Source organism: Mesorhizobium sp. CNPSo 4661, from assembly GCF_057784215.1.
Map to the genome: position 1 here is coordinate 25740 of NZ_JBWGIO010000022.1, position 25847 is coordinate 51586.

A 25847-nucleotide genomic window follows, 5' to 3' on the forward strand; every position below is an offset into this window, starting at 1 on the left:
AAGGTCCCGGCGTTACAGAAAAGGCAACTCTACGAGCTTGGCGGAAACCGGCCCCTGGTCGCGCAGCACCTGCACTGTTTCGCCCGCTGGCACGCCTGCGTCGATCAGCGCATAGCCGATGTTGGCTTTTAGGCGCGGCGACCAGACGCAATTGGTCATCATGCCGATGCGCTGGCCGTTGCGATTGATGTCCTGGCGGCGGAAGCCCAGGGGAGAAGGGGCATTGCCTTCCAGTACCAGACCGAGCTGATGGCGTTTCACACCCTCCGCCTTGATGCGGCGCAGCGGCTCGATACCCACGACGTCATCGGCGACATCTAGGTCCACGTATTTGCCCAGACGCACCTCGAACGGATTGGTCGCTTCGTCGGTATCACCACCGACCGACACAAGCCCGCTTTCGGTGCGCTCCGCCGTGGCAGGAGCGCCCGGGCCGATGCCCCAGGGCTGGCCCGCCTCCTTGAAGATGTTCCAAAGCTGAGTGCCCCGGGATCCGTCTTTCAGATAAATCTCGAACCCGCCTTGCTTGGACCAGCCAGACCGCTGGACGGCCACCGGAATGCCTTCGATTTCGGTCTCCTTGAACCAGAAATACTTCAGCTGTCGAACCCAATCGCCCAATACATGGGCCACGACATCCTCGGCTTTCGGCCCTTGCAGCGCCATGGGGGAGACGTCAGGCTCGCTGACCTCGACGATCAGGCCACGTTCGGCAGCAATGGCGCTGGCCCAGAACCAGATGTCGCTGTCCGCAATCGATAGCCAATAAAGGTCATCCGCCAGCTTCAGCAGAATCGGATCGTTGATGATTGTGCCCCTATGGTTGCATAACGGCACATATTTGCCCTGACCGACTTTGCAGCTGGACAGATCGCGCGGTGACAGGATCTGCGCCAGGCGGCCCGCATCCGGCCCTTTCAGTTGCACCTGGCGCTCCACGCCGACATCCCATTGAGAGACGCCGTTGATAAGTCGCCAGTATTCCGCCTCCGGATCACCATACGACGTAGGCATGATCATCCGGTTATAGATGCTGGCCGCGGTCATACCTTCGGCGACAGCCGAGGCATAAAACGGTGACGGCCGCAATCGCGCCGTTGGGAAAACTGAAAACATCGGCCCCTCCCTCGTGGTTGGCAACCAATGATCCCGCTGGCGGGGTTTCGTCAAAGGACGTATTAGGGGAGGACGCCTATACAAAAAGTTATGGCTGTGTTTTGGAGCGTGCTATGAACCGTCAGCTCCCGCCTCTGACATGGCTGCGCGCATTCGAAGCTTCGGCCCGCACGCTCAGTTTCACCCATGCCGCCTCCGAATTGCACATCACGCAAGCCGCGGTATCCAAACATGTGAAATCGCTGGAGCACTATCTGCACCATGTGCTGTTCATCCGCCGCCCGCGCGGCCTGGAGCTAACCAAATCCGGCGCCGCCTATCTGCCTAAGGTGCAGGATGCGATGGAACGGCTTGCTATCGGTACGCGCGAGGTGTTTGGCCAGCGTCGGACCAGTTCGTTGACAGTGCGATGCGCCATTTCCTTCGCCGTCAATTGGCTGGCTCAGCGCTTGCCCGAATACCTCGAACGTTATCCGGGCAAGAACATCCGCTTGCTGTCGAGCGTCTGGAATGACGCCTCGGACGCGCAGGACTTCGATCTCGACATCCAATACGGCACCGGACACTGGCCTGGATTCAACAGCCATCGCCTGACTTGGGAAACCATCACGCCCCTTTGCGCACCCGACCTGCCTGGCCGCAATCCGCTGGACAGTCCGCAGGACCTGCGTCATCATCGCCTGCTGCACGTGCTGGGCTATCATGAAGGCTGGGGCATCTGGCTCAAGGCAGCTGGAGCCCAGCAAGTCGATGCCGGTTCAGGATTGCATCTCGACACATCCTTGACGGCATTCGAATTGGCGGCGGAATGTGTGGGCGTAGCACTGGGCCGCAGTTCCCTTGCCGGACATGCCCTGGCCTCCGGGCGATTGATAGCGCCGTTTCCCCTCGCGGTGCCGATCGATGAAGCGTTTCATCTGATTCAACCAGCTGGTAGCAGCCGCCATCCCGATGCCCCGCTGTTTGTCGAATGGCTGCTGTCCGCCGCACGGAAATCGGAAAACGCCAACAATGACGCAAGCTAAATGTCCATGAGGCAGCGCTCACCGCATTGACCATCGCTTCGGCAGTCGCATCAGGTCATAGGCCCGCCGCCAACGCTGAGGGCCTATTCGGCGCCGTGGCCCCAAACGGCACGGAATGCCTAATAAGTAGGCGCTAATCGAAAACGGGACGGATAGAGATCAACGGTCCGACGATAGTACCATCGCAGGTCAGCCTGGCCGACGCAGTTGGCTAGTGGTTATTCATCGGAGCACAAGCTTGAGCGATTTGGAACTCTGCTATCTGTCCGCCACGGAAGCACTCGCGGCCTTTCGAAAGAAAAGCTTGTCACCCGTCGAGCTTCTGAACGCGCAGCTGGCGCGCATTGCCGCGGTCGGTTCCGACATCAATGCATTTTCATTCCTGTATGCCGACGATGCGATCGCCGCGGCAAAAGAGGCTGAACGCAGATACAGCAGCGGTAGAAACGTGCGGCCATTGGAGGGTATCCCCGTGGCCATCAAGGATGAGAGCCTGATTGCAGGTAAGATCACGACATTCGGCTCGCTGATCTTCCGAGATGAGGTCGCCACCGTGACATCGCCGGTGAACGAGCATCTGATTGACGCCGGAGCGGTGGTCATGGGCCGAACCACGACGCCCGAATTTTCATGCGCCGGCTTCACCCATTCGCGTCTGTGGGGCGTCACACGCAATCCGTGGAACCGCGAATTCACCACTGGAGGTTCTTCCGGCGGTTCGGCGGCGGCGCTGGCCGCCGGATTCACCACGCTTGCCTCCGGTTCGGACATCGGCGGATCCATTCGCATTCCTGCGTCGGCCTGCGGATTGGTCGGCTACAAGCCGCCCTATGGGCGAAATGCCGATCTTGCTCCCTTTAGCTTCGATTTCTATAACCACCCCGGCCCGCTTGCTCGTAGCGTTGGCGACTGCATCCTGATGCAAAACATCATGAGCGGTCCCCACCCTCTCGACGTAGCCTCTCTGCGGCCGAAAATCGATGTAAAGCCCCAGCCCGCGGACATGAAATCGAAGAGAATCGCCTACTCCATCGATCTCGGTTTCAAACAAGTCAGCGACGATGTGCGCAAGAACACCGTCGAAGCGATCAACCGTTTTAGAGATATGGGCGCCGAGGTGGTCGAGGTCGATCTCGGCTGGACCGCGCGCGCCGAGGAAGCTGCGCGAGATTATCTTGCGTCAATCTTTGGGACATGGGTAGCGCAATATCTTGACACGCATGGCGACGAGCTATGCGGCTATACGCGCAACTTCGCCGAAAGTGCTCGTGCGAAGGGAATGAGCGAGTATCTCAGATCTCTTGAGATAGCTGGCGAAATGTATCAGACCTTTGGCCCGATGATGGAAACGTTTGATGCCTTCATTTGCCCATCGCTGGCAATACCAGCCGTCAGTGCGGACTTTGATCCTTCAAATGGACTCCAGATCAACGGGCAGGATGTCGAGCCGATGCTCGGCTGGTTGATGACTCACCCTTTCAACACGCTCAGCCGCTGTCCGGTCGTCAACATGCCTTCCGGGCGCGCTCCAAATGGAGTCCCCACTGGAATTCAGATAGTCGGCAAGACATATTGCGACCAGGATGTATTGAGTATCGCTCTTGCCTATGAGGCTGAAATCGGAGCGTGGTACGGTAGCGACGAGCGACGTCCCGCGCTAGGATAGCCGCACAGGGGAACGAGTGATGTCCTGTCCTGGAATTTCTTCAACCGAGGTTTCGGCGCGAAATTCTTCAGAGCGGAGCAGGAGGTGCGCGCGGCGTGTATCTTGAGACCACCTTCCATGACGCGACCGAGCAGGAAGCGTCCTTGCCAGGTTGGCGGCAGGAGTACCGGCAGGTCTCGACCGGCGGCTATGACGGTCGAACCATGGCCATCCTGCTCCCGGGCGTGGAGATTTTGCGCGAGACCATCAGTGTCGGAACGGAACAAATGTTCTCCGCGCCTGAAGGAAGCATGATCTTCTATTACTACCCGAAACGCGATCGAAGCGAATTGGTCCGCGGCGAAAAAGCGCCCGGCGTCTCAGGTTTTGCCTTAAACTGGACGAATCGCATCGGGTTCATGGACGCCGATAGCGACCTGCTGATGCTCGTCCTGAGGCGCGATGCTGTTGCGGACGAGGACCGCAGCAGAATAGCGGACCTTGTCGAACCGCCGCTAGAGAATGCGGCATTTCTTGCAGACTGGCTGTTGTCGTTGCTTGGAGGCGCGAGCCAGCAATCGCATCCCTGCGCGCGCGGAGACTTCGATGACGTGCTCGCGGACCTCATTACGGATCGTTTTGAGCTGCTTTTCCAGAAAAGCCTTATTCGCCAAACGCCGCACATAGCGCAAACCGAAATAATCTATAGAAAGATACGCGATCGGATTTTCGATACGCCGGATATGCCCCATTCTGTGAGATCGCTGTCGCGCGATCTTGGTGTCTCGCCCTTCGACCTCAGGGCATCCTGCCAAAGTTTCACGCAGATGCCTCTTGACAGAATTCTTATGATGCTTCGCCTCAACGGCGCCCGCCGTGACTTGCTGCGCGCCCGTTGTTTGCCAAGGAAGGTATCTGACATAGCCATGGATTGGGGCTTTTTTCACTGGAGCCGCTTTGCGCTGCGCTACAAGTCGCTTTTCGGCGAAACACCCTCTCAAACCCTGTGGGGTTAGAGCAATTCCTGCAAAATTGCGAAGCGGTTTTGCGTCCGGAAATTGCGTCAAAATAAAGCGATAGAGCATTGCGGCAGATTCGATTTTCGCCGGCATGCTCTAGAATTCCCAAGGGGCGTCCCGCATCGTCACCGCGCTTGCTCCATATCCTTGGTCTTCACTGGCTTCAGACGTCTTCTCGCGCAGGTTTTGAATTCCCGGGGGACGACGATCACGCCCCCCAACCTACAATCCCCTTGACCTCCATAAAGTCGCGTATTCCCCAGTGGCTGTATTCACGGCCATTCCCGGACTGTTTGTAACCGCCGAACGGCGCATGCGTATCCCACGGCGCGTAGTTGACGTAGACTGACCCGGCTTGAAGTTTGCGGGCGACCGCTCTCGTCCTCTCCAGATCGCCGCCCTGCACGTAAGCGGCCAGGCCGTAGATCGAGTCGTTTGCGATCCGTATTGCGTCCGCCTCGGTATCGTAGGGGATAATCGAAAGGACCGGACCAAAAATCTCCTCTCGAGCAATCGTCATATCAGGCGTAACGCCACCGAAGATCGTTGGCTTGACGTAGAAGCCAACATCGAGACCCTCAGGTTTGCCCGCTCCGCCTGCCACCAAAGTAGCGCCTTCTTCTATTCCAAGACCAATCATCCGCTGGATCTTGTCGAATTGCTGTTGGCTGATCACTGGCCCCATATCGGTATCGTCACTTGAAGGATCTCCGACGCGGGTGGCGGCGGCGGCTCGCCTCGCGATGTCGAGTGCCTCGGCATGGCGATCGGCCGGGACCAGAAGACGCGTTGGCGCGTCGCAAGATTGGCCCGAATTGCTGAAACACGCCTCGACACCCTTGACGACCGCATTCTCCAGATCAGCATCGGCCAGCACGATATTGGCTGATTTTCCACCCAGTTCCTGAGCCACGCGCTTGACCGTCTCGGCGGCCGTCTTTGCGACAATGATGCCTGCGCGGGTCGATCCCGTGAAGGAGACCATGTCGACCCGAGGATGCCCTGCAAGATACTGTCCGACATCCGGTCCTGTGCCGTTGATCAGGTTGAAGACACCCTTGGGTACTCCGGCCTTCTCAAGCACTTCCGTAAAGATGATCGCACTGAGGGGCGCCAACTCGGACGGCTTCAGCACGACTGTACAGCCCGCGGCAAGAGCCGGCGCGACCTTGCAGACAATTTGGTTCAGGGGCCAATTCCAGGGCGTGATGAGCGCGCAAACGCCGATGGGCTCCCAGGTGATCATCGAGCTTCCGTGGTGCTCGTCAAAGCTGAATGCTTCAAGCGCGGCGATTGTCGATTCCAAATGAATCTGCCCTGCCCATGCCTGGGCCTCGCGGGCAAATTTCAAGGGTGCACCGAGTTCCGTGCTCACGGCCTGCGCGATATCTTCGTAGCGATCATTGTAGCATCGCAGGACATTGCGCAGGAGTTCCACCCTCTCGTTCTTGCTTGTCTGTGAGAACGTCGGGAGGGCCTCGAAGGCGGCCTGCACGGCCGAGTCGGCATCTTCGGTGGTGCCGATCGCAATTTGCATGAACGAATGTCCGGTCGCCGGATTGATCACGTCCATTCGGCCAGCACCCGCCGGCTTCACCCATCGTCCGTCGATATAGAATTTCGTTGCGTTGCCGGACTGCATGCTTGCTCCAATAGAACTGTTGTTCGTTTTAGCCACAGGCTCAACGGCGGATGGCATCTTCATAGCCAGAAAGCACCCCGACAACGTTGACACCGACGTCTTCGACGGCATAGCCGCCTTCCAGAACGAACAGGGTTTTCGTCCCGAGGCCAGCCAGGTGAGCGCCGATAAGAGGAAAATGGTCGTGCGAAAGTCGGAAGCGACTGATCGGATCGCCCTCGAAGGTGTCAACGCCATGGGAGATGACGATTACGTCAGGGCCAAACTGCCGGACGCTGCCAAGCGCGAATAAAAGTGCGCTCTCCCATTGCGCCCAGTCGGTGCCATCTGGGAGCGGTATGTTGAGATTGAACCGTTCTCCGTCGCCGGCACCCAGTTCATCCGCATAGCCGGCAAAAAACGGATAATCATTGCGGGGATCGGCGTGAAGGCTGATAACCTGAACGTCACCGCGCGTGTAGAATATCTCTTGTGTGCCGTTTCCATGGTGATAGTCGATATCGAGTATAGTCACGCGCGAAGCGCCGGCGTCCAGCAGGCGTTGCGCTGCGACGGCAGCATTGTTGACGAAACAATAGCCGCCATTGAAATCGGAACCGGCATGGTGGCCGGGGGGGCGGCAAAGAGCAAAACAAGCCTGTTCGCCCTCGATGATCAAATCGGCCGCGGTCAGGGCTGTGTCATGCGAAGCTTTGACGGCTTCCCAGGTGCCTTCGACAAACCCTGTGCTGGCATCGATCGAATATAGTCCAAGTAAGGCGTCGATAGAGTGCGGCGAGACATCCTTGTATCTGCCTCTCGCCGGCCAAGCGTAAGGAAGAGCTGTACCCGTGCGTCCAGCTTCCCGCCAAAGCCGCCACGCTGAAGATAAAAAGTCGAGATAGGCAGGTGAGTGAATCCGTTTGGCGGTATCCAAGGACTGCGGCCGTGGGCCAAGAATGGGGCCGAGACGCACCTCTTCAATCCGGCTTGTTATGAACGTTGCGCGCGATGTGTTCTCGTAACCCTCGACAACAGCGCCATTGTAAAATTCGAACTGACCCTGGTGTTTCAGCTGTATCGGCGAGAAAATTGTTTTCATAGAGCACTGCCTACGTTTCGGATATCAAGACGGAATGTGAGAAATCGGGGCTTCAATTGATCTTCGTTCGCTGGTTGACGACGTAGATGCAAATGACAAGCGCCACGGAGATCAGCAAGAAAACGGCCGCTATCGCATTGACCTCAGGCGTAATCGTGCGGCGCACCTGGCCCAGCATATAAGTAGGCAGGGTGTCCTGGCCGGCCGTCTTTACAAATTCGGTGATCACGACGTCATCCAGCGACGTTACAAAGGCGAGGATGAAGCCCGCCAGAACGCCTGGGAACAGCAAAGGCATCGTGATGAAGCGAAACGCGTTCCACGGCGATGCGTACAGATCGCCGGCAGCACGTTCCAGGCTTATGTCCATCGTCTGGAGGCGGGCACGGATCGGTAGATAGGCGAACGGCACGCAGAACGCCGAGTGCGCCAGGATCAGATATCCGAGACCAGAATAGCCGGTCCAGCCCCGAAACGTAGCGGTTACAATCAGCAGCGCGACGGCGGTAACGATCTCAGGCACCATCAGCGGAACGGAAATCGCACTATAGGCCAAGGTCCACCCTCGAAACCTTGGGGTCCGGCTCATGGCCAACGCGGCCAGCGTTGCCAACGCTGTCGACAAGGTGGCCGATATGGCGGCAAGTTTCAGCGACAGGATAGAAGCGCTGATCACTTGCTGATTGTTTGCGGCACTTTGAAACCATCGAAGCGAAAATCCTCCCCATTTCGCAGGACTGGTCCCGGCATTGAACGCAAAAACGAGCGCGACTGCCAATGGTGCGTAGAGGAAAATGAACGTCGTGATGGCGACGGTGCCGAAGCCACGCTGATGGGTTACCGGGAACGCCTTAGCCATGTTCGTGTCCGTGGCTGTCGCCATGACGGACGTAGACGAGAAGCGCCACCATCACGATGCCCATCAGGGCCAGCGAAAGTGCGGAGCCGAACGGCCAATCGCGACCTTGGCCAAACTGGAATTCGATGTAGTTGCCAATCATAAGGTTTCTGCCGCCACCAAGCAGGATGGGGGTGACATAGGTTCCGATTGCAGGGATGAACACAAGAATGGAGCCGGCGATGATGCCGGGCCTGGCGAGTGGTACGATGATTTCGCGAAGCACATTGAATGGGCGAGCATACAAATCGGATGCAGCCTCGAGCAGACTTCGATCTTGCCGTTCCAGGCTTGCGTAAACCGGCAAGATCATGAGAGGCATGTATACATAGACCAGTCCGAGACAAATCGCGAAATTTGTAAACAGCATTTGGATTGGTTCGGAAATCAATCCAGCCTTGATTAGAAGTGTATTTATGATCCCTTCGTTACGGATCAGATCCTGTATGGCGAACGTGCGGATCAGGAGATTTGTCCAGAACGGAACAGTGACGAGCAAAAGCCATACTTCCCGGTTGAGCGGGTTGCGGGTCGCGATGAAATAGGCGGTGGGAAATCCTACAAGCAGGCACAGAACCGTGGTCGCCAGAGACAGGAGTAGCGAGCGCAGCAGAATAGCGAGGTTCGTCCCCGACAGCGTCAACGTGTCATCGAAGACATCGCGGTCGAAAAGGACGCGCGTCCAGGCATCGAAAGATGGGGTGAAATTCACGCCGCCGGTCGGGCCAGGGGTCAAGAATGAATACGTCACGATAACCAGAAGGGGTGCGATCGCACCTATCATGACGACTAGAACCGCGGGACTGATCAAAAGCCATCGCGTTCGGCTTGCTGATTTAGACCGGACTGCTTCAAGACTTGCCATCTCTACGCCTCTCAAGCGGGTAGGATCTGGGCTGAGTTCGGCGTGAAATTCACCGAGACCTCGTCGCCGATCGCGATGGGGAGATTTTCCTCCGGCGCATTATATCTGCGGACGGTGACAACAGCCGCGCCTTGGCTCAATTCGACTGTGTACTGCGTTTCGGCACCGCAGAAACTTACCGTTCTCACAGACCCGGTAAGCTGGCCGGCCGGCTCCTGGGCCAACGGAAGAATTCGCAAATGCTCGGGCCGAACGACGATGTTCACGAGTTGACCGGGCGCAACCCTGTCCTTCGTCGGAATAGCGACGGCGCCGACCCCTTGAAGATCGATCACGGCCCCGCGTTCATCCGAGTTGAGCCCCCTCCCCTGCAGGAAATTCGTCTCACCGACGAAATTCGCGACGAAGTGATTTGCAGGCCTGATGTAGACTTCGTGCGGGGTTCCGACTTGCATGATCTCACCTGAGGACAGCACGGCGACGCGATCTGACATCGTCAATGCTTCCTCCTGGTCATGTGTCACGAAAATGAAAGTGATGCCGGTCGCGGCCTGGAGCGATTTGAGCTCCATCTGCATTTCCTTGCGGAGTTTGTAGTCCAGCGCTGAAAGTGACTCGTCGAGTAGCAAAACCTTCGGCTCGGATGCGAGCGCGCGAGCCAGCGCGACCCGCTGCTGTTGGCCGCCCGATATCTGACTTGTCCGCCGATCGGATAGTTTCTCCAGGCGCACGAGTTTCAACATCTCATCGACACGGGCAGCGATTTCGTGGCGGGGCCGCTTGAGCATCCGCAGCCCAAAGCCGATGTTCTGCGCAACCGTCATGTGCGGGAAAAGAGCGTAGTTCTGGAAGACGGTGTTGATGGGCCGTTGGAACGGAGGTACCGACGCAATGTCCTCGCCCCCGAGAAGAATGGTGCCGGCCGTCGGATATTCGAAGCCGCCTATCAGCCGCAACAGAGTGGTTTTTCCGCAGCCCGATGGCCCGAGCAACGTGAAAAACTCATTGTTGAAGATGTCCAGCGTCGTGCTCTTGACCGCTGTGACGATGGCGTTTCCGGAACCGTAGGTCTTGGTGACCTGGTTCAAGCGGATGGCTACGCCCGGCGCAGATTCATCTTTCATATTTCATAGTGTCCCCAAAATGAATCACTCAGGAGGTATGCCGCCGATAGTCAATGCCATCGTCGAACGCAGCGCAGACATCGCCAGCGGAACCGACATAAGCAGCTACTTCTGGACGTCCTGCCAGATACGGCTGTAGAGCTGCGTGATCTTCGGGTCGCAAAGCGTCAGAAGCTCACCCTTTGATTTCATGTCCTCGGGTATGGTGAGCTCCGGCGCGCCCTTGATATCGTCGGTATAGTATTTATCGGCGCCGATGATGGCCGCTCCATATTTGGCATAGACCGAATTCAATGCTGCGTTTTCGGGCGCCATGATGAAGTTCTGGAAAAGCTTGGCGTTCTCCAGATCCGGAGCATCCTTCAGAACCACCACATTGTCAGAGCCATAGGTGAAGCCCTCTCTGGGAAGGCCATAAGCGATGCTGTGGTTTTCAGTACGCCGCTTCAACGCTGAGCCGCTCCAGTCAAGCGAGGCCGAAACATCTCCGGTGGCCATTCTCTGGATGCCGGCATAGTCGATCGACAGCCAGCTCTTCTTGGCTTCCAGAAGACGGTCGCGGACCTTGGTGAGCAAGGCCTTGTCGCTTGTGCACCATGTTCCACCTTCGAACTTGATCGCGGCGAACATGATATCGTTCATCTCGGGGACGATATTGATCTTTCCCTTCAGTTCGTCCGGCGGATCCAGAATCACCTTCCAGGTATTTATGTCCCCTTTGAAAACAGAGGTATTGACGCTGATGCCGCTCGTATACCAAAGCCACGGTACGGAATACTTTCGACCCGGGTCGAAAGCGGGATCCCGCCACCTCTCTTCGAGGTTCTTGGCATTTTCCATCTGCCCGGGGTTCGTCTCGGCAAGCAGCCCTTCTTGAATATAAGTGGGGATGAAGCTCTGCGAGGGAACCACGATGTCGAACCCGGAGGAGCCCTGGCGCACTTTTGCAAGTGCGGTGTCGTTGGAGTCGAAATCCGTCAGCGTCACATGGACGTTGTAGGTTTTTGAGAATTTGTCGATCAATTCTGGGCTGGTGTACTCGCCCCAATTGTAGATGTTGAGATTGCCTTCAGCCAGGGCGACCGTGGTGCTCAGGCCAAGAATTAACGCTGTGGACGTGACGGTGAATTTCATTTTGCCCTCGCTTGATGTCTGGCTCGATAATCCGGTATTCCAGCGCTTCAGGACCTGAAGGCATCCCAAAGGAGCATCAGGCCCGGCTTCAAAATTGTTCAGGCTGGGTGGCTGTCGTCTAGCCATCCGCTCTGCCTAAAAGGAAGGCAGGCAGGATTATGCCGCGCTCCAAAGTCCCTCGCGGACCAGATCATCCGCGGTGGCTTCAATTCCCTTGCGAAGAGCATCGGTCATCATGTCGATTTGCGAACGACTGATGGTCAGCGGCGGCGACATCACGCACATGTTGATCAGGGGCCGGACAAGCAACCCATTCTCCTGGCAATGAAAATCGATCCGCTTACCGACGGTCAGGTCAAGATCAAGACGGTTCTCCGTCTTGGCGTCGGCAACACATTCAATCCCCGCCATCAGTCCGGCGCCGCGCACCTCGCCAACGAGGGGTAGCTCCTCGAGCGTCCGCAACTGCTCCTGGAAGTAGGGGCCGATTTCACGCGCGTGCTCGAGGAGCCCATCTTCCAGCAGTTCGATATTGCGGATTGCCACCGCGCAGCCGATGGGATGACTGGAATAGGTCAGACCATGTACGAAGTTCGCCTTGGGATGGTTCAAGCGGCGAAGGTCGCTGAGCAAGCGATCCGACACCATGACGCCACCGAGGGGAAAATATCCAGAGGTGACCCCTTTCGCAAAAGTGATCATATCCGGCTGGATTCCGAACACATCCTGCGATGCGAAGATATGGCCGAGCCTTCCGAAGGCGGTGACAACCTCGTCCGCGATAAACAGAATCTCGTTCTCTGCGCACAGCGCACGCATGCGCTTCAGATAGTTCGGCGGCGACATCAGCACGCCGCCGCTCGCCTGGATCGGTTCGGCGACAAAAGCGGCGATATGTTGGGCGCCCTCGCGCTCGATGAGGGAGCGAAATTCATCGACCAGGAAATCTTCGAACGCCTCCAGCGACAAATTCGCCGGTCGGTGGAAGGGATTGGGGCAAGTCAGCTTTCTAACGAGATCCGCTGCGCCATCCATCCAGTCGTGATCACGCGGGCGGCCGTTCAGCGATGCGGTCAAATATGTCGAGCCATGGTAACTTCCTTGGCGTGCGATCAACAACTTCTTCTGCGGCAGTCCGCGGACGTTGTTGTAGAACTGCACGAGCCGCAGCGCTGTTTCGACCGCGGATGAACCGCCAGTCGTCAAGAAGACGTGGTTGAGGTCCCCCGGCGCGCGCTCTGCAAGCATCTGCGCAAGCTTCTCCGCAGGAGCGTTGCTTGTGTACCACGGCGTTGAATAGGTCAGGGACATTGCCTGGTCCCGCAATGTATCGGCCAGGGCTTGGTTGCGATGTCCCACGTTGATGCACCACATGCCTGCCGGACCGTCGATCAGTTTTCTTCCGCTCTGATCAGTGACATAGACATCTTCGGATGATGCGATGAGCTCGCGAGCTTCCGCACCGATACTGCCGGCCAAAGGGGCGGCCTGGATCAGATGAAACCTTTCACTCGCGGGAGCGCCGATTTCGGTTGGCGAGACAGCATGTTCAACCATAATAATCCTCACGATCTAAGACTAAGCCGTAGGAAGCATGGAACCTTTTTTCGCTCTAGCCACTGGATGGCTCGACAACGCCTATTAAGTAGGCATGCTCTCTTTCCTGGTTGACAAGCGATCGTCTCGCACAAACCTTTCCTTGGCGCTTGGCATTGTCTTGGCACTGCCATCACTGGTTGCTGATAGACTGGCACGCCGGCAACGACGAACCGCGCCCTCCCTAAACCCTCCTGACAGCCAAGATGCTACGCCGACCACTGCATCGATCCTCAGATCGTGAAGACCACGATCTGAGAAGCGTCAGTTGCAAAGCACGGTAAACCGGCTCAACCACCCGGAAGTCCCGCGGCCATCCGGCCCCTCGCGAGAACCTCGTTACTCCTTGGATCGAGGCCGATCGTCGAACAATGACCGAGGGTGGTGGGTAGCGGACTGTCCGCTTTGGGCGCTGACGCACGAGCGGAGCCACTGCGCGTCGGTTATGACGCTCCAACAAGATGGGCAGTGTCAAATGCCTCCCTTGCCGCCCGAAAGCCGTCCGCGTTCTCGACGATCCAGGTCCATAGAGGAACCATCCGGACAAGAAGCTCCAATCCCGATTCGGACAGCAGATACTCGACGCGAGGGGGCACCTCCTCGAAGTCGCGGCGAATAACCAACCCGTCACGCTCCAACAGGCGCAGGGTGCGCGTCAGCATCCGTTGCGTGACACCATGCATGCGCCGGCCGATCTCCGCATGGCGCAGTTGGCCGTACACGCCGAGTGTGTGGATGACGCCAAGCGACCAGCGATTGCCGGCATGAGCCAGCACCTCTCGCCGCAACCCGTCGTCGTCATCGCGAAGGCCGTCGCAAACGGTCTGGGAGTATCTAAGAACGTCGTCCCGGTTCAGCGACCTTACCCCAGTATCACGCATGTGCCTTCTTTCGCGCTCGCCTATGGATTGCCATATCGGGTCGGCAACCAATCTTGAATGGATCAGAACTATGAACGATGCTGCCTCCCCCGTGAAGTCACGAAACATTCTCGTGCTCGGTGCCGGTGAACTTGGCCTGCCGGTCCTGCGCAACCTGGCGCGACGCGCAAAAAGTGTGGAAGGAGCCCGGATCAGCGTTTTGTTACGCGCCAGCAGCCTCGCGTCCGACGAACCGACCAAGAGGCGCGATATCAGCGAGATCCGCGACCTTGGGATAGAGATCGTTGTGGGCGATCTGGTGAGGAGTTCGATCGACGAGCTTGCGTCGGTTTTCGAGCAATATGACACCGTTATCGGATGCGCAGGCTATGCCGCCGGAATCAACACACCTATGAAGCTGGCCAGGGCCGCGTTGCAGTCCGGTGTTCCGCGCTATTTCCCGTGGCAGTTCGGCGTCGATTTCGAAGCGATCGGTCGTGGCGGCCCGCAGGATATCTTCGACGCGCAGCTCGACGTACGCGAACTGCTGCGCTCGCAGAGCAAGACTGACTGGGTCATTATTTCGACGGGCATGTTCATGAGCTATTTGTTCGAACCGGAGTTCGGCGTTGTCGATCTTGACAACAGCGCGGTCCATGCCCTCGGCAGCCTCGACACTGCCGTGACGCTGACGACGCCGGATGACATCGGGGTTCTAACCGCCGAGATTGTGTTCTTTGAACCGACCATCCGCAACGAGATCGTATTTCTGGCGGGCGACACCGTTACCTACGGCGAAGTCGCAGACAAGCTGGAAGCCGTCCTTGGTCGTTCCTTCAGCAGGTCGGAATGGACCGAACGCTTCTTGATGGAAGAGCTGGGACGCGACCCGCAGAACATGATGCGCAAGTATCGCGCAGCGTTTGCCCAAGGGCGCGGAGTCGCGTGGGACAAGGCCGGGACGTTCAACCAGCGCAATGCCATCCCCGTCACCGACGCGACGGCGTGGATCGGGGCAAACCTCACTTCGTCCCCTGGCAAGTAGCCGCTTGGCAGCAGGATCGGCCAACAAGCTGCCAGCGCCATCCGCGCTCGGCCGGGCTGCGCAACCCTGACCAGCTCCGGCCGGGCGAACGCCGGCCCTCGCCGGTTACATAAAGGGGGTCAGATGGAAACTGTTTGACACGCCAGCTCTGTGGAAGATCTCTAGGCTGAGCACGTCACAAGTCGACGCGGAGCACCGCAAGGCCTATGCCTGACCTATGCTCATCGCAGAGTCTGGGAACTGACCGATTCGGACGAGCGACCACTAACCAGCGGCTGTGTTGGGATGTCGGATAGGCTTGTTTCGCTCGTTGCGTTCGCCGTGACCTGCCGCGTGCGTCACGGTTGGCGGCTCGCAGAAGGGGCTGATGCTGCCGCCCGGCCTTTCGTTCAATGCGGTTTCAAAAAAGGCGCTGTCAAAATCGGCGACGGCGCGGCTGCCTCGTTCCTACTGGGACTGGGAAGATATGCTTGCCGCCAACGCGACAGGCTATTTCCCATACACCCCTTCGACCAACCTGCTGTGCGGCCTCAAGAAGGCGCTGGAGCTCCTCCAGGAGGAAGGCCTGGAGAACGTCTTCATCCGCCACGACCGAGCGGCAGCCGCCACTCGCCGCTGCGTCGAGCACTGGGGACTGGCGATCAATTGCCTCAATCCGAGCCATCACTCGTCCTCTCTTACCGCCGTCTGGGTCCCCGAGGGCTTCTCCGCCGACACGTTGCGCGCCGATATCTTGAAGCGCTCGAACATGGCCTTGGGCAACGGCCTGGGGCGTCTCGGCGACAAGGTGTTCCGGATTGGCCATCTGGGCGATTTCAACGACCTCGCCATAGCCGCCACCCTGGCGGGTATCGAGATGGGACTCGACGCGCTTGAAATCCCGCATCGCAAGGGCGGGATCGACATGGCGCTTGCCGTTCTCAGTCAAAATTCTGCGGACTAGGACGAAGGAAGCTAGAGGAAATCGCGTGCAAATAGACCTTAAAAAGGCGAGGAGCTTGGCCTCGCTGGCGCGCGATTAGAACGATCGCTGTACCCTGAAATTGTCGCAATGATGATGGCGGCCTGCGGCAGCCCAGTAGGTCATGTGACCTGGCATTCCGCGTTCCGGGCCTCGAAGTTCCCCTTGGCTCGGGGATCTGGTCCCGCCATCTAAGCCTCCCCCTTCTTTGCTTTGGCAAACCCGCGATCCGTTGCGATGAACCTTTCAAGCATCGGCGCGATCAAGCGCGATGGATCGGCAGATGGCCGCCCGGTCTCCCGCCCAAGAATTTCTGCGTATTTCACCAAATCGCGATGCAGGGGCGCCGGCAGTTCCACCGTGATCCTAACTGGCTTGTCATCGGCGATCGTTGCGAGTTTCAATTTGGCCATGTCAACCTCCGTATGGTTCAAGGGCGAGATCGCGGGTGACGAGGACACGAACGGGAAACCCAGGTCGGATCGTCAGCGTCGGCGCGATAGCGAGCTGCCGTTGAACGACCTGTTGGCCTACCTGGCTGACGCTATCAGAAGCGCCGCCGCGCAGAGCACGCACGATGTCGCTGTCTTGGTCGGAAGAACCGGCCTGCGCACCGACGCTCAGAACGGTCGACAACGCCGCGGCCTTGAACAACTCGCCCCAGTGATAGTCGACTTCGTCCTCCAGGCCGGCATAGCCCTGAGCATCCGCGCCAGGCTGACGCTCCAAAACGATGGAACGTCCGTCGGGAAAGATCAGCCTGTTCCAGACAAGCAGCACGCGACTCTGACCCTGACCAATTCCGTTATCGTACTGCCCGATAATACGAGTGCCTTGCGGGATGAGCAGCGAGCGGCCGGTGGGACTGTCATAGACATTTTCGGTTACCTGGGCGCTGATCTGGCCGGGCAGGTCCGATCGGATCCCGGTAATGAGCGCGGCCGGAATGACGGCGCCGGCCTGAAGCACATAAGGTGACGCGGGAGGCGTGACGTGATCTGGCGCCACGGTGCGTCGGTCAGCGGCGGCGGACAGGAAGGAAAGCTGGCGACCCCCGGCATTAGGCTGACTGACCTGACTGCCAAGGTCATTAATAGCAGGGGCGGACGCTTCGGCGGTCCTTGCGTCTCCTTGCCCTGTCTGGAAGAAGACGCGCGAGGTTCTCGCCGCTTCCTCTTCCGCCCGTTGGCGCTGTTCCGCCTCATCAACAATAGGCGTTGCGATCGCAGGCGTCACCATGGGCTGTCCCTTGTTCTGGGCATCAAGCATCGGCCGGCCGAGATCGCCAGGCAGCGGCGGTCCAAGAACAGGGCCGGTATAGTCGCGCGGCAGGCTAGCCAGTCCGTCGGCCGGCTGCCTGTTGGACGTCGAGTAGAGCTCGTCGCCATGCCTGCCGGTTTCACTCGTCTGAAGCGCGTAGATCAGCGCGCCGCCGACGCCAAGCGATGCACATAAGCCGATGCTGGCGAGCACCTTGCGGGACAGGCGCGTGACGCGCGGCGGATCGGAGCGAAGCTGCATAGGGGCGGTCGGGATTTCGTTCTCGATCATGGAGCGTCCCCTCCCCTTTGCCGGGTTGAGCTTGTGTCGCTTGGCGTTGGACGGAGACTTGGCGTCCTAGTCATCCTCCCGGTTCCATCGGTGCGGACGATCCTGACGGCCTGCTGCCGATTGCCACTTCCAAGCCGCAATTCGGCCGCGCCGAAGAGTCGGTCGACAATCAGGACGTTTTGATAGACGCGACTGTTGGTGATTTCAGCCTCGCCGTCCGGACCGATGACAAAAATCGGCGGCATCTCGCCTTGAACGATCCCGCGTGGAAACTCGACATAGACCCGCCTGCCGTCGTCATAGACGCTGAGGGGCCTCCAGGGGGGCGCGTCGCCGGAGAGACCATAGCGGTAGTTGCGTGCGGCGATGGCGGGAATCACCGGTGTCGCGTGGATCGCACGCGCTTGTCCGGCCGGCGCCGGATAGGCCCATGACACGGCGGGCATGTACGGCTTCTCGCCTGATTGCAGCTCGATCATGTAGCTGCGCCGGTCGGTGGTGATGACGAGATTGGTGTTGATGTCCGAGCGCGAAGGCTTGACCAACACATGGACGCGCCTGGTGACGCCCGCTCCGCTTTCGGTGTCGCCGATGATCCAGCGCGCGGTATCGCCCGCCGCGATCGGACCTTCGCCGGTCAGGCTTTCGCCTGGCTCAAGCGCGATGTCCGTTATCTGTCCTGGAGCGGCATAGACCTGATAAAGGGCTCCTTCACTCCAAGGATAAATCTGTATGGCGTTGTAATAGCCCTCACGACGCGGCTGGACGCGCGCCGCCGCGTTGGCGTTCTCGACGCGCGCCAACGGCGTGCTGCCGGCGACACCGCCGTGGGCCGGGACCCACCCTGGTGGAACGTGCAGTGGCTTTTGCCTTTCATCGAGCGCGGCTGCCGGAGCGGCGGGCAAAGGCGGTACGTAGGCATCATAGGAGATCTGAGGTGGTTTCTGCGGTGTGGCGCAACCGGCAAGTATGGAGCCCGACAGCAACACCACGGCAAACGCCGACCTTGTCAAAGCCGGAGTGCCGATGACACACAATGGCAGGTTCATTGGCTCATCTCCCGGGACCAGTTGATGGCGTTGACGTAGATGCCGAGCGGATTGGCGCGAAGACGTTCGGCGTCATTTGGCATCTCTGTGACGATCGTCAGGATCGCGGTCCAGCGCTCGGTGCCGGAAAGCTGGCCGTTTTCGTAGTGGCGCTCGATCCAGGCGACACGAAAGGAGCCCGGTGACGCCCTGATGACCGAAGAAATATCCACCGCGACCTGCTGCTTGCCGACCCTGGAGAAAGGATCGTCGGCGCGGGCGTAGTCGTTGAGCGCCGCAGCGCCCTGGTCGGTGGTCCAATCATAGGCGCGCAGCCAGTCCTGGCGCAGGATGATCGGATCGGCGGGGATGGACCGCACCTGTTCGACAAAGCGGGCGAGATGCCACGCTATCTGAGGATCAGTCGGCTTATAATCTGCGATCGCGGGCGCGGTCGCTTGAACCTGGCCCAGCGTATCGACCTGCACGACCCAGGGCACGACAGTGCCGCGGCCCAATTGCCAGACCAGTGACGTGGAAAGGCCTGCCGACAGGATGAGCGACCCGAACGCCATGGCGCGCCAGTTGCGTGCCTGGACGCGAGCGGAGCCGATGCGTTCATCCCAGATCTGCTCCGCCTTTTGATAGGGGGTTTCCGGTCGAGGGGTCTTGCCGTAGTGGACGTCGGGTCGCCTAAAGATATTCATCTTGTCATTTGCCTTCGGAAAGAGAAATCGAAGCGCCGCCGCCATGGCTGTCGCCGGCGCGCACTGCATGGGCGGCGGTCTGGGCGCCGTGAGCGAGGCGCTGAGATCGCTGCAGGCGTCTGGCCCATTCGGGCTGCCCTTGAGCGCTCGATGGCTTGCCCGCGCCGGACGCAGGAGCATCGGTTGACAACGCGGCGCCGCCGATCGTTCCCATGGTGGTCGACGAACCGCTGATGATTTCAGCGGCCGAACTGGCGCCGGAGGCGAAGCTGGACTTAAGCGACTGACCGGTGTTTGCGGCAGCGCGCTTGAGCGGGGAGGAGGCTGCCGAAGCGCCAGCACGCGCAATGCCGCCCAAGCCGGAGGCGATGCCTGCCGCGCCAGCCTGACCCGCGGCGCCACGCCTATAGGCGGCCGAGGCGTCGCCAGCGAGTGACGTGCCGCCACGCGCGGCTGACATCGCGCCCGAGAATGCGGCTGTCCCACCTCGCGCCGCCAGGCCGGCCGCGCCATGGCCCGCAACCGCCATGCCGCCCGCGGCAAGGCCAGTGCCGACGGCCGCACCGGCGCCAAGCTGCGGTCCACCAGCGACAAGGCCGTTGGCGATGCCGGGACCGAAGATGCCGAGGCCAAGCAGCGACAGCGCCGCCAGCACGATCGCCATGGCCTGGTCGATGGTGGGGTTCTCGCCGCCGAAGCCTTGGGTGAATTCGCCGAAGAGCGTCGATCCGATGCCGATGACGACGGCAAGCACCAGAACCTTGATGCCGGACGAGATGACGTTGCCGAGCACGCGCTCGGCCATGAAGGCGGTCTTGCCGAAGAGGCCGAAGGGGATCAGCACGAAGCCGGCCAGCGTCGCCAGCTTGAACTCGATCAGCGTCACGAAGAGCTGCACGGCCAGGATGAAGAAGGCGAGCAGGACGAGCACCCAGGCAAAGAGCAGGCAAGCAATCTGGATGAAGTTTTCAAAGAAGGAGACGTAGCCCATCAAACCGGAGATCGCCTCAAGCAATGGTCGTCCCGCGTCGAGACCGGTTTGCGCCACCTTGCCGGGGTGCAGCAGGTCCTGTGCCGAGAAACCGGTTCCGCTCGCCTTGAGACCAAGACCGGAGAAACTCTCGAATACGATTTGAGCGAGACCGTTCCAGTTGGATATCAGATAGGCGAAGACACCGACGAAGAGCGTCTTCTTGACAAGCCGCGCAAGAATGTCGTCATCGGCGCCCCAGCTCCAGAAGAGCGCGGCGAGCGTCATGTCGATGACGATCAGCGTGGTGGCGACGAAGGCGACCTCGCCGCCGAGCAGGCCGAAACCGCTGTCGATGTAGCGGGTGAAGGTGGCCAGGAATTGGTCGATGACACCGGTATTGCCCATATTTATCGGGCCTCGTGCAGGGCAGCATGTGGCGCGTCCGGCTCGCCTATCGAACGCCCCGATGGCTCTTTGAGACCGAGGAAGCGGTCGCGCTGTTGGGCCCACAGCCGCGCGCATCCATCGTCACGCAGGGCAGCCTCGCCGAGGACCTGGCAGCGGCGCAGACCTTCGCGAAGCGGGTTAGGCATCAAGCCTGCGGTCGTGCGCGCGCCCTCGCCCGCCGGCTTGTCCTCCTTCCGGCTGAGACCGAGTATGGCCGCAGTGATGGCGGCCGCGACAAAGATGACAGCCACCATTCGAGCGAGCGTTTTTCCGTCCATGGCCATCGATCTCAGCGGTTGAACATCTGGACCGAGCCGGCCTCGTAGCCGGAGCCTGGCGCCAGGAAGCGGCGGCGTTGCTCGCGGCCCTGATCGACCGCGGCGGCACGCTCGGCCTCGGTCAGCGCCTGGGCGCGGCCGTTGGCGGCGACCACAGCGGTCAGGTCCGCGAGCTGCTGGCCCTGGAGCGCAAGAAGCTGATTGCCAGCTTGCGCCGCCTGCAGCGCTCCGGTCGCCGATTGGCTGGCGCCGACCAGCGCCGACATCTGCGCGCGGCCGGTCTCGATGTTTCCAACGACGCCCGCCTGGATGCGCATGGCGTCCTGAAGGCCGCCCACCGTGTTTTGCCAGCGCGAGCGCGCCTCCGTGACGAGTTGCTGGTCGGAAGCAGAAAGCGAGACGCCGCCGTATTGCTGCTGAAAGGCCTTGTCGACCTGCTGGACGTCGAAGGCGATGTTTTGTGCTTGCCCGAGAAGCTGTTGCGTGCGTTGCACCGACTGTTGCAGTTGCTGCAGCGAGGACAAAGGCAGGCTGGCCAGGTTACGCGCCTGGTTGATCAGCATCTGGGCCTGGTTCTGAAGCGAGGTGATCTGGTTTGTGATCTGCTGCAGCGAACGCGCGGCCGTCAGAACATTCTGGGAATAGTTCGATGGATCAAACACGATGAAGGCATATGCCGGCGCAGTCATCATCGGCGAGATGGCGACCGGCGTAGCGAGCATCGCCGCGACCATGAGAAGGGCGCGTGGGCGGCTTTGACGAACAGTCATGGTTGGGAATCCTTTTCAGGTTCGGGAACGGTGAGGTCGGGAATGAGGTCGGCGGCCCAGCCGATGTCGCGGGCACGCAGCCAGGCCGCCAGGAAGCCGTGGCGGCCATGCTCGGCGATGATGCTGCCGATCAGGGCCTGATCGCTCTTCGACGACGCGGCGCAAAGTGCCAGCCCGACCTCGGACAGGCCGAGCTCGAAGAGACGGTTGCCGCGACGGGACTGGCAGTAGTAATCGCGCTTGGGTGTCGCTCGTGCCAGGATTTCGATCTGGCGGTCGTTCAGGCCGAAGCGCCGGTAGATGGCGGTGATCTGCGGCTCGACCGCGCGCTCGTTGGGCAACAAAAGCCGGGTTGGACAGCTTTCGATGATCGCCGGCGCAATGGCCGAATTGCCGATATCGGCAAGTGACTGGGTGGCGAAGACGACGCTGGCGTTCTTCTTGCGCAGCGTCTTCAGCCACTCGCGCAACTGCCCGGCAAATCCCTCGTCATCGAGGGCAAGCCAGCCTTCGTCGATGATAAGCAGCGTCGGACGCCCGTCGAGCCGATCGCCGATGCGATGGAACAGATAGGACAGGACAGCCGGCGCGGCTTGCGTGCCCACCAGTCCTTCGATCTCGAAGGCCTGCACGGATGCCTGGCCGAGGTGTTCGGCCTCGGCGTCGAGCAATCGGCCGTGAGCGCCTCCGACACAGTATGGGCGCAATGCCTGTTTCAGGTCATTGGCTTGCAAGAGCACACTGAGCCCGGTGATGGTGCGCTCCTCGACGGGAGCCGAGGCAAGCGACGTCAGCGCCGCCCAGATATGCTCCTTTGCGTCCGGGGTGATCTGGATGCCCTCGCGCATCAGCAGCGCGCCGATCCAGTCAGCCGCCCAGGCGCGCTCATATGTGTCGTGAACCCGGGCGAGCGGCTGCAGCGAAACGGAGGCGTCCAAGCCTTCGGTGAGATGCCCCCCGAGATCGTGCCAGTCGCCACCCATGGCGAGCGCGGCGGCGCGGATAGAGCCGCCGAAGTCGAAGGCGAAAATCTGAGCGTTGCGGTAGCGGCAAAACTGCAGCGCCATCAGCGCGAGCAGCACCGACTTTCCGGCGCCAGTGGGGCCGACGACCAGCGTATGACCGACATCGCCGACATGAAGGACCAACCGGAACGGGGTCGAGCCTTCGGTCTTGCCGTAAAGCAAGGGAGGACTGGCCAGATGCTCGTCCCGTTCCGGCCCCGCCCATACGGCGGACAGCGGCATCATATGGGCGAGATTGAGCGTTGAGATGGGCGGCTGACGGACATTGGCGTAGGCGTGCCCGGGCAAGGAACCGAGCCAGGCGTCGACGGCGTTGACGGTCTCGGCAATCGCCGTGAAGTCGCGGCCCTGGATGACCTTCTCGACAAGCCGCAATTTCTCGTCGGCCACGCGCGGGTCGGGGTCCCATATGGCGACGGTCGCGGTGACATAGGCCATGCCCGCCATGTCGGCGCCGAGCTCCTGCAGCGCAGTGTCGGCGTCGGCCGCCTTGTTAGCGGCGTCGGTGTCGAGGAGGGCTGACGCTTCGTTGGTCATCACCTCCTTGAGTATCGAGGCGATGCTCTTGCGCTTGGCAAACCATTGCCGCCTTATCCTGGTCAACAGGCGGACGGCATCGACCTTGTCGAGCAGGATGGCGCGGGTCGACCAGCGGTAGGGGAAGGCCAGCCGATTGAGGTCATCAAGCAGGCCGGGTGTCGTGGCGGTCGGGAAGCCGACAATCGAGAGCACGCGAAGATGCTTGTCGCCAAGCCGCGGCTCGAGCCCTCCGGCGAGCGGTTCATCGGCCAGCAGCGCATCGAGATAGATCGGCGTCTCGGGGACGCACACCTTGTGGCGTTTGGTCGAGATCGTCGAATGCAGGTAGGTGAGCGTTTCGCCGTCATCGAGCCAGTGGCATTCCGGCATGAACCCGTCGAGCAGGGACAGTACGCGCTCTGTCCGGTCGACAAAGGCGCGCACGATCTCGCCCGGATCCGCGTCCGACTGGTCGCGACCCTCATAAAGCCAACCCTCGGCGCGCGTGGCGTCTTGCGGCGGTGGCAAGAACAGGAATGTGAGAAAGTAGCTCGATACGAAATGAACCCCCTCCTCGTCGAAATCGGCCTTGCGCTCGGCATCGAGCAGGCTGGAGGCCGCATTGGGAAACTGGCTCTCGGGATAGGAGGCGGCTTCATGCCGCTGCGCTTCGACAAAGATGCTCCAGCCCGAGCCGAGGCGACGAAAGGCATTGTTTATGCGCGACGCCACCGCGACAAGCTCGGCCGCGACGGCGGAGTCGAGATCTGGCCCGCGAAACCTCGCGGTGCGTTGAAAACTGCCATCCTTGTTGAGCACGACGCCCGGCGCGACGAGTGCTGCCCAAGGCAGATAGTCGGCAAGGCGGGCAGCGGTCCGGCGGTATTCGGCAAGGCTCATCATGGCGGCGCCCTCAAACCGAAAGATGTCCGGGGAGCCGCAGGTGTCGGCGCCCAACCTCGAAAAACAGAGGATCGCGCCTGGCGGCCCATACCGCCGTGAGATGTCCGATGGCCCAGATAAGGATGCCGACCAGCCACAGCCGCAGCCCAAGGCCGATCGCGCCCGCCAGCGTGCCATTCAGGATCGCGATGCCGCGCGGCGCGCCGCCGAGCAGGATCTGCTCCGTCAGCGCCCGGTGGACGGGCACCGTCCACCCCGGCACCGCGTCGAGTTGTTCGAGAGCGGTTGTCATCAGATCAACGCTCCGCCGCCGAACGAGAAGAACGACAGAAAGAAACTCGACGCCGCAAAGGCGATCGAAAGGCCAAAAACGATCTGGATGAGCCGCCTGAAGCCGCCCGAACTGTCGCCGAAGGCCAGCGTCAGGCCGGTGACGATGATGATGATGACGGCCATGATCTTGGAGACCGGTCCCTCGACGGACTGCAGGATCTTTTCGAGTGGCTGTTCCCACGGCATCGAGGAGCCTGACGCATGGGCGCTCGACGCGACCAGGAGATTGACGGCAAGGGCGGTGGCCGCCGCGGCCATATGGCGGTCGCAGCGTGCAAGGAGGCGGATCATGAGGTTTCTCCTGGGTTGATCGGTGTGGCTTCAGCAATGCGATAATCGCCGTCAGGGCCGAGACCCTCGACCCGGACGAGTTCGCTGAGCCGTCGCGCGGTGCCACGTCCGGACAGGACGGCGACGAGGCCGATCGTGTCGGCGATCAACGCACGCGGGACAGTGACGACGGCTTCCTGGATAAGCTGCTCAAGGCGGCGCAGGGCGCCGATGCCGGAGCCCGCATGAAGGGTGCCGATGCCGCCGGGGTGCCCGGTTCCCCATGCCTTCAAGAGATCGAGGGCCTCGGAGCCACGCACCTCGCCGACGGGAATGCGATCGGGCCGCAGGCGCAGCGAAGAGCGAACCAGGTCGGCGAGCGTGGCAACGCCATCCTTGGTGCGCATGGCGACAAGGTTGGGCGCGGCGCACTGGAGTTCGCTTGTGTCCTCGATGATGACGACCCGATCCATCCCTTTGGCCACCTCGGCGAGCAGCGCGTTGGTGAGGGTGGTCTTGCCAGTCGATGTGCCGCCGGCGACAAGGATGTTCGCGCGACCGGCAACCGCGGCGCGCAATATCGCGGCCTAACCGGCGGACATTATACCTGCCGCGACATAGTCATCGAGCGTGAACACGGCCACCGCAGGCTTGCGGATCGCGAAGGCGGGTGCTGCGACGACAGGCGGCAACAAGCCCTCGAAACGCTCGCCGGTTTGCGGCAACTCGGCCGAGACACGCGGGGAACGGGAATGGACCTCGGCGCCGACATGATGGGCGACCAGGCGCACAATCCGCTCGCCAGCGGCAGGCGCCAGCGTTTCCCCCGTATCGGCCAGACCTTCCGAAAGCCGATCCACCCAGATACGCCCATCCGGGTTCAGCATTATTTCAACGATCGCGGGATCGTCGAGAAACCGGGCGATGGCGGGTCCGAGCGCGGTGCGCAGCATGCGCGAGCTGCGCGCGCGTCCCTCGGTATCATTGTGCGATGTAGCCATCCTGTCCCCGTCTGAGCCGGGCAAGCGTCAA

General features: G+C 60.5%; 23 protein-coding genes and 2 pseudogenes. 5 read left to right on the forward strand and 20 right to left on the reverse strand.

What is annotated here, in order from left to right; translation table 11 throughout:
• Positions 1 to 12 precede the first annotated feature (12 nt).
• Positions 13 to 1116, reverse strand: coding sequence for a glycine cleavage T C-terminal barrel domain-containing protein (locus tag AC0YKC_RS28090; RefSeq protein WP_488513427.1), 1104 nt, complete (start codon positions 1114 to 1116; stop codon positions 13 to 15).
• 113 nt (positions 1117 to 1229) lie between these two features.
• Here AC0YKC_RS28090 and AC0YKC_RS28095 point away from each other — a divergent pair, with 113 nt between their 5' ends.
• The 3 genes from AC0YKC_RS28095 (at position 1230) to AC0YKC_RS28105 (ending at position 4802) form a co-directional block, all read left to right on the forward strand.
• The gene (locus AC0YKC_RS28095) at positions 1230 to 2141 is read left to right on the forward strand and encodes a LysR substrate-binding domain-containing protein (RefSeq protein ID WP_488513428.1); all 912 of its coding nucleotides are present in this window, start codon (positions 1230 to 1232) and stop codon (positions 2139 to 2141) included.
• A gap of 238 nt (positions 2142 to 2379) precedes the next feature.
• Positions 2380 to 3807, forward strand: coding sequence for an amidase (locus tag AC0YKC_RS28100; protein ID WP_488513429.1), 1428 nt, complete (start codon positions 2380 to 2382; stop codon positions 3805 to 3807).
• Positions 3808 to 3902: 95 nt separating this feature from the next.
• On the forward strand, positions 3903 to 4802 hold the full coding sequence (locus AC0YKC_RS28105) for a helix-turn-helix domain-containing protein (RefSeq protein ID WP_488513430.1): 900 nt from the start codon (positions 3903 to 3905) through the stop codon (positions 4800 to 4802).
• Positions 4803 to 5013: 211 nt separating this feature from the next.
• Here AC0YKC_RS28105 and AC0YKC_RS28110 read toward each other — a convergent pair whose 3' ends face one another.
• The 8 genes from AC0YKC_RS28110 to AC0YKC_RS28145 form a co-directional block, all read right to left on the reverse strand.
• Positions 5014 to 6447, reverse strand: a complete 1434-nt coding sequence (locus AC0YKC_RS28110; protein ID WP_488513431.1) for an aldehyde dehydrogenase family protein — start codon at positions 6445 to 6447, stop codon at positions 5014 to 5016.
• A 40-nt stretch (positions 6448 to 6487) separates the two neighbouring features.
• The gene (locus AC0YKC_RS28115; protein ID WP_488513432.1) at positions 6488 to 7528 is read right to left on the reverse strand and encodes a histone deacetylase family protein; all 1041 of its coding nucleotides are present in this window, start codon (positions 7526 to 7528) and stop codon (positions 6488 to 6490) included.
• A gap of 52 nt (positions 7529 to 7580) precedes the next feature.
• Entirely contained in the window at positions 7581 to 8387 is an 807-nt protein-coding gene (locus AC0YKC_RS28120) for an ABC transporter permease (RefSeq protein ID WP_488513433.1), read from the reverse strand.
• Entirely contained in the window at positions 8380 to 9291 is a 912-nt protein-coding gene (locus tag AC0YKC_RS28125; RefSeq protein WP_488513434.1) for an ABC transporter permease, read from the reverse strand. Before AC0YKC_RS28125 ends, AC0YKC_RS28120 begins: the two co-directional genes overlap by 8 nt.
• A gap of 11 nt (positions 9292 to 9302) precedes the next feature.
• Positions 9303 to 10415 carry an ABC transporter ATP-binding protein gene (locus AC0YKC_RS28130; RefSeq protein ID WP_488513435.1) on the reverse strand — a complete coding sequence of 371 codons (1113 nt, stop codon included), beginning with the start codon at positions 10413 to 10415 and terminating at the stop codon, positions 9303 to 9305.
• 105 nt (positions 10416 to 10520) lie between these two features.
• Entirely contained in the window at positions 10521 to 11549 is a 1029-nt protein-coding gene (locus AC0YKC_RS28135; protein ID WP_488513436.1) for an ABC transporter substrate-binding protein, read from the reverse strand.
• A gap of 156 nt (positions 11550 to 11705) precedes the next feature.
• Positions 11706 to 13106: an aminotransferase gene (locus tag AC0YKC_RS28140; RefSeq protein ID WP_488513437.1), complete on the reverse strand. Its 1401-nt coding sequence runs from the start codon at positions 13104 to 13106 to the stop codon at positions 11706 to 11708.
• Between the two features lie 482 nt (positions 13107 to 13588).
• The gene (locus tag AC0YKC_RS28145) at positions 13589 to 14026 is read right to left on the reverse strand and encodes a winged helix-turn-helix transcriptional regulator (RefSeq protein WP_488513438.1); all 438 of its coding nucleotides are present in this window, start codon (positions 14024 to 14026) and stop codon (positions 13589 to 13591) included.
• 70 nt (positions 14027 to 14096) lie between these two features.
• On the opposite strand from AC0YKC_RS28145, the gene AC0YKC_RS28150 reads away from it, so the two are divergent.
• Together AC0YKC_RS28150 and AC0YKC_RS28155 are read left to right on the forward strand one after the other, a co-directional pair.
• On the forward strand, positions 14097 to 15050 hold the full coding sequence (locus AC0YKC_RS28150; protein WP_488513439.1) for an aromatic alcohol reductase: 954 nt from the start codon (positions 14097 to 14099) through the stop codon (positions 15048 to 15050).
• A 337-nt stretch (positions 15051 to 15387) separates the two neighbouring features.
• A pseudogene (locus tag AC0YKC_RS28155) lies at positions 15388 to 15993 on the forward strand (pyridoxal-phosphate-dependent aminotransferase family protein); the annotation flags it as partial.
• A 209-nt stretch (positions 15994 to 16202) separates the two neighbouring features.
• On the opposite strand, the gene AC0YKC_RS28160 reads toward AC0YKC_RS28155, so the two are convergent.
• The 11 genes and pseudogenes from AC0YKC_RS28160 to trbB all read right to left on the reverse strand — a co-directional run bounded on the left by AC0YKC_RS28160 (position 16203) and on the right by trbB (position 25816).
• Positions 16203 to 16424 carry a DUF2274 domain-containing protein gene (locus AC0YKC_RS28160; RefSeq protein WP_488513440.1) on the reverse strand — a complete coding sequence of 74 codons (222 nt, stop codon included), beginning with the start codon at positions 16422 to 16424 and terminating at the stop codon, positions 16203 to 16205.
• Between the two features lies 1 nt (position 16425).
• Positions 16426 to 17562, reverse strand: a complete 1137-nt coding sequence (locus tag AC0YKC_RS28165; protein WP_488513441.1) for a TraB/TrbI/VirB10 family type IV secretion system protein — start codon at positions 17560 to 17562, stop codon at positions 16426 to 16428.
• On the reverse strand, positions 17559 to 18611 hold the full coding sequence (gene trbG, locus AC0YKC_RS28170) for a P-type conjugative transfer protein TrbG (RefSeq protein WP_488513442.1): 1053 nt from the start codon (positions 18609 to 18611) through the stop codon (positions 17559 to 17561). Before trbG ends, AC0YKC_RS28165 begins: the two co-directional genes overlap by 4 nt.
• Positions 18608 to 19297, reverse strand: coding sequence for a conjugal transfer protein TrbF (gene trbF / locus AC0YKC_RS28175; protein ID WP_488513479.1), 690 nt, complete (start codon positions 19295 to 19297; stop codon positions 18608 to 18610). The genes trbG and trbF overlap by 4 nt, the downstream gene beginning before the upstream one ends.
• A gap of 4 nt (positions 19298 to 19301) precedes the next feature.
• Positions 19302 to 20675 carry a P-type conjugative transfer protein TrbL gene (gene trbL / locus AC0YKC_RS28180; RefSeq protein ID WP_488513443.1) on the reverse strand — a complete coding sequence of 458 codons (1374 nt, stop codon included), beginning with the start codon at positions 20673 to 20675 and terminating at the stop codon, positions 19302 to 19304.
• 2 nt (positions 20676 to 20677) lie between these two features.
• Positions 20678 to 20995 (reverse strand): putative entry exclusion protein TrbK-alt, encoded by a 318-nt coding sequence (gene trbK-alt, locus AC0YKC_RS28185; protein WP_488513444.1) that lies wholly within the window; start codon positions 20993 to 20995, stop codon positions 20678 to 20680.
• 11 nt (positions 20996 to 21006) lie between these two features.
• Positions 21007 to 21765, reverse strand: coding sequence for a P-type conjugative transfer protein TrbJ (trbJ, locus tag AC0YKC_RS28190; RefSeq protein WP_488513445.1), 759 nt, complete (start codon positions 21763 to 21765; stop codon positions 21007 to 21009).
• Positions 21762 to 24212 (reverse strand): conjugal transfer protein TrbE, encoded by a 2451-nt coding sequence (gene trbE / locus AC0YKC_RS28195; RefSeq protein ID WP_488513446.1) that lies wholly within the window; start codon positions 24210 to 24212, stop codon positions 21762 to 21764. The genes trbJ and trbE overlap by 4 nt, the downstream gene beginning before the upstream one ends.
• Before the next feature lie 10 nt (positions 24213 to 24222).
• Positions 24223 to 24504 carry a VirB3 family type IV secretion system protein gene (locus AC0YKC_RS28200; RefSeq protein ID WP_488513447.1) on the reverse strand — a complete coding sequence of 94 codons (282 nt, stop codon included), beginning with the start codon at positions 24502 to 24504 and terminating at the stop codon, positions 24223 to 24225.
• Positions 24504 to 24836, reverse strand: a complete 333-nt coding sequence (locus AC0YKC_RS28205) for a TrbC/VirB2 family type IV secretion system protein (protein ID WP_488513448.1) — start codon at positions 24834 to 24836, stop codon at positions 24504 to 24506. Before AC0YKC_RS28205 ends, AC0YKC_RS28200 begins: the two co-directional genes overlap by 1 nt.
• A pseudogene (gene trbB, locus AC0YKC_RS28210) lies at positions 24833 to 25816 on the reverse strand (P-type conjugative transfer ATPase TrbB). The gene AC0YKC_RS28205 and the pseudogene trbB overlap by 4 nt, the downstream one beginning before the upstream one ends.
• Between the last annotated feature and the right edge of the window lie 31 nt (positions 25817 to 25847).